General features: G+C 65.5%; 3 protein-coding genes and 1 pseudogene. 3 read left to right on the forward strand and 1 reads right to left on the reverse strand.

Annotation, left to right across the window (positions count from 1 at the left end; genetic code table 11):
* The first annotated feature begins 30 nt into the window (after positions 1-30).
* Both AC1D01_RS23330 and aspS read left to right on the forward strand, forming a co-directional pair.
* A complete protein-coding gene (locus AC1D01_RS23330) occupies positions 31-711 on the forward strand; it encodes a DUF502 domain-containing protein (protein ID WP_477870546.1) in 681 nt (226 codons plus the stop codon).
* A 137-nt stretch (positions 712-848) separates the two neighbouring features.
* Positions 849-2,645 carry an aspartate--tRNA ligase gene (aspS, locus tag AC1D01_RS23335; RefSeq protein WP_465113869.1) on the forward strand — a complete coding sequence of 599 codons (1,797 nt, stop codon included), beginning with the start codon at positions 849-851 and terminating at the stop codon, positions 2,643-2,645.
* Positions 2,646-2,715: 70 nt separating this feature from the next.
* Here aspS and AC1D01_RS23340 read toward each other — a convergent pair whose 3' ends face one another.
* Positions 2,716-3,810 carry a hypothetical protein gene (locus AC1D01_RS23340; protein WP_477870548.1) on the reverse strand — a complete coding sequence of 365 codons (1,095 nt, stop codon included), beginning with the start codon at positions 3,808-3,810 and terminating at the stop codon, positions 2,716-2,718.
* Positions 3,811-3,921: 111 nt separating this feature from the next.
* Between AC1D01_RS23340 and AC1D01_RS23345 the strand changes: the two are divergent.
* Positions 3,922-4,116, forward strand: a pseudogene (locus tag AC1D01_RS23345) (IS256 family transposase); the annotation flags it as partial.

A 4,116-nucleotide genomic window follows, 5' to 3' on the forward strand; every position in this document is an offset into this window, starting at 1 on the left:
GGTCGCCCCGCCGAAGCCACAAGGAACCCAGTGAAGAAATACCTGATCGCCGGCCTGCTGGTCTGGCTCCCGCTGGCCGTCACCATCTGGGTGCTGCACTCGGTGCTGGGCCTGCTGGACGACGTGTTCGGCAGCCTGGTCTCGGCCACGCAGGCGGTGCTGCCCGAGGCGGCGCGCCAGCCGCTGACCGACCTGCGCAACATCCCCGGCCTAGGCATCGTGCTGCTGATCGCCGGGCTGCTGCTCACCGGCATGTTCGCCGCCAACATGTTCGGCCAGTGGTGGCTCACGCGGGCGCACCGGGTGCTCAACCACATCCCGATCGTCAAGTCGATCTACAGCTCGGTGAAGCAGGTGTCGGACACGCTGTTCTCGAGCAGCGGCAACGCGTTCCGCGAGGCGGTGCTGGTGCAGTACCCGCGCGCCGGCTCGTGGACGATCGCCTTCGTGACCGGCCGCCCCGGCGGCGAGGCGGCCACGCACCTGAGCGGCGACTACCTCAGCCTGTACGTGCCGACCACGCCGAACCCGACCTCGGGCTTCTTCCTGATGGTGCCGCGCGCCGACGTGGTGGTGCTCAGCATGAGCGTCGACGAGGCGCTGAAGTACGTGATCTCGATGGGTGTGGTGGCGCCGCCGATCCCCGTGCCCGCGGTGACGCCGGTGCCGCCCGTGCTGCCGCCGGACGAGCCCCGAAATCAGACCGGTTGAGCGCCTGGCAGCCGCTCAACCGGTGCGCAACCCGCGGGGCTTGCAAGCGCGCCCCCCAACGCCTACCACTTTGATTTGATGCCGACGCGCGGTGCGCGCACCGTGCCGGCCACGATGACCGATTCCGGAGAAGACACATGAGAACAACGTATTGCGGCCTCGTCAGCGAGGCCCTGATGGGCCAGACCGTCACCCTGATGGGCTGGGCGCATCGCCGCCGCGACCATGGCGGCGTGATCTTCATCGACCTGCGCGACCGCGAAGGCCTGGTGCAGCTGGTGTGCGACCCCGACCGCGCCGAGATGTTCAAGGTGGCCGAGGGCGTGCGCAACGAGTTCTGCCTGAAGATCGTCGGCAAGGTGCGCCCGCGCCCGGCCGGCACCGAGAACGCCAACCTCACCAGCGGCAAGATCGAGATCCTGTGCCATGAGCTCGAGGTGCTGAACCCGAGCGTCACGCCGCCGTTCCAGATCGACGACGACAACCTGTCGGAGACCACGCGCCTGACGCACCGCGTGCTGGACCTGCGCCGCCCGGCGATGCAGAAGAACCTGATCCTGCGCTACCGCGTGGCGATGGAGGTGCGCAAGTTCCTCGACGCGAACGGCTTCATCGACATCGAGACGCCGATGCTGACGAAGAGCACGCCCGAGGGTGCGCGCGACTACCTGGTGCCGAGCCGCGTCAACGAAGGCATGTTCTTCGCGCTGCCGCAGAGCCCGCAGCTCTTCAAGCAGCTGCTGATGGTGGCCGGCTTCGACCGCTACTACCAGATCACCAAGTGCTTCCGCGACGAAGACCTGCGCGCCGACCGCCAGCCCGAGTTCACGCAGATCGACATCGAGACCAGCTTCCTGACCGAGGAAGAGATCCGCGGCATGTTCGAGGGGATGATCCGCACGGTGTTCCGCAGCACCATCGGCGTGGAGCTGCCGGTGTACCCGGTGATGACGTATGCCGACGCGATGTTCCGCTTCGGCTCCGACAAGCCCGACCTGCGCGTGAAGCTGGAGTTCACCGAGCTGACCGACGTGATGAAGGACGTCGACTTCAAGGTGTTCTCGGGCCCGGCCACCAGCAAGGACGGCCGCGTGGTGGCGCTGCGCATCCCGGGCGGCGGCGAGATGAGCCGCGGCGAGATCGATGCGTACACCGATTTCGTCAAGATCTACGGCGCCAAGGGCCTGGCCTGGATCAAGGTGAACGATGCCGGCAAGGGCCGTGAAGGCCTGCAGAGCCCGATCGTGAAGAACCTGCACGATGCGGCGATCAACGCGGTGATCGCACGCACCGGCGCGCGCAACGGCGACCTGATCTTCTTCGGTGCCGACAAGGCCAAGGTGGTCAACGACGCGATCGGCGGGCTGCGCGTGAAGGTGGGCCACAGCGAGTTCGGCAAGAAGAACGGCCTGTTCGAGGACAAGTGGGCGCCGCTGTGGGTGGTCGATTTCCCGATGTTCGAGTACGACGACGACGGCGAGCGCTGGAACGCGGTGCACCACCCGTTCACCGCGCCGAAGGACGGCCATGAGGACTACATGGACACCGACCCGAGCAAGTGCATTGCCAAGGCCTACGACATGGTGCTCAACGGCTGGGAGCTGGGCGGCGGCTCGGTGCGGATCCACCGCGCCGAGGTGCAGAGCAAGGTCTTCAGCGCGCTGAAGATCGGGCCGGAAGAGGCGCAGCTGAAGTTCGGCTTCCTGCTCGATGCGCTGCAGTACGGCGCACCGCCGCACGGCGGCCTGGCATTCGGGCTGGACCGGCTGGTGACGCTGATGACCAAGGCCGAGTCGATCCGCGACGTGATCGCGTTCCCGAAGACGCAGCGCGCGCAGGATCTGCTGACGCATGCGCCGAGCCCGGTGGACGAGAAGCAGCTGCGGGAGTTGCACATTCGCTTGAGGAATCCGCAGGCGACGCAGGTGGGGTGACACTGACACCGCGCCGGCAAGCAAAAACACCGCCCTCGGGCGGTGTTTTCATTGCGGACTAGTGGTCGACTCAGACCGGCGTGTCTGGCGTACTGCAGAACACGGTCGTCGCGGTCTTTGTGGTGCCTGCGCTCGAGCCCGCGTCATTGGTCGCGGTGATGGTTGCGCTGAAGGTGGCGCCTTGTCCTGTCGGCAACAGCACGGTGAAGCTGGTGGCCGTCGCCGGGTTCTCCGCCGTGATAGAGGACGAGCCGTTGACGTTCCAGCTCAGCTTGTACCCATTGATGGCATTCCCCCCGTTGGACGCCGGCGCCTCATAGGAGATCGTGGCCTGGAGCTTGCCGTTGACGCAGGTTGAACTCTGTGAGATGACGATCTTCGATTGCGTCAGGGCGTCAGGCACGGTGATGGGCGTGGCCGAGGCGGGAACCGATGTGGCGGAGCCGCCGCTGTTTGCGGCCCTGAGCGTGCAACTGTAGCTGATGCCGTTGGTGAGGCCGGAGACGCTGAATTCCTTGTCGGAGATCTCCGTGCCGTAGTTGTTGACGCAGCTCGCGGTGTAGGTGACGCCGTCGGCACGATTGAACGAGTAGTTCAGCTGGCCGCTGGCGACCGCGACCGACAGGGTCGGGGTCTCCGGCGCCTTGTTTGGTATCCCGACGACATCCGCAGAAATCGCCGAGCCTGCGCTGTTGGTGGCCTTCAGCGAGCAGGTGTATGTCTTGCCGTTGGTCAGGCTACGGGCGGAGAACGAGTCGCCGTTGATGACTGTGGCGTAGTTGGTGGGGGCGTCGGTGTTGCGGCAGTTGGTGGTGTAGACGATGCCGGTCGAACGTTTGAATTCGTAGGTCAGGAATCCGTCGCCCACTGCTTTGAGCCGGAACGTCGGCACGTCTGGCGGGAGGTTCGGTATGCCCACCACCGTGGCAGAAACCTTGGAGCCGCCGGAGTTCTTCGCCGTGACCGTGCAGCTGTAGGCGATGCCATTGGTCAGACCTGCGACGGAGACGGTGCCGGTCCCGTTGCTGGTGATGACGGTCGCAGTGCCGACAACGACGCCGGTCGTGGAGTTGGCCTCGGTGCAGGAGGCGCTATAGGTCTCGCCGGAGACGGACGAGAACGTGTAGCTGAGCGTCGCGTTGCCAATCGTGGGAGTGGACAGCACGGGCACAGTGGGCAGGGCATTAGGCATACCCGACACCTTGAGATCCGTGTCCGGATCCGAGCCTGTCAGTAATTTTGTGTGCGAGGCATAGCATGACGACCAGGAGCATGTATGCCAAGCAAGACGAAGACGAAGAACGAGGCGATCGCTGCGAGGACGGCGGCGCTGCCGAAGATCCCGAAGGAACTGCTGGATCAATTCACTCAAGGGCCGATGACGGCCGAGGCGATAGCGGAAGCGTCGATGGCGTTCAAGAAGGCGCTGATCGAGCGGGCGCTGGGTGGCGAGCTGAGCCATCACCTGGGC

This window comes from Rhizobacter sp. P3_B12, assembly GCF_056402895.1.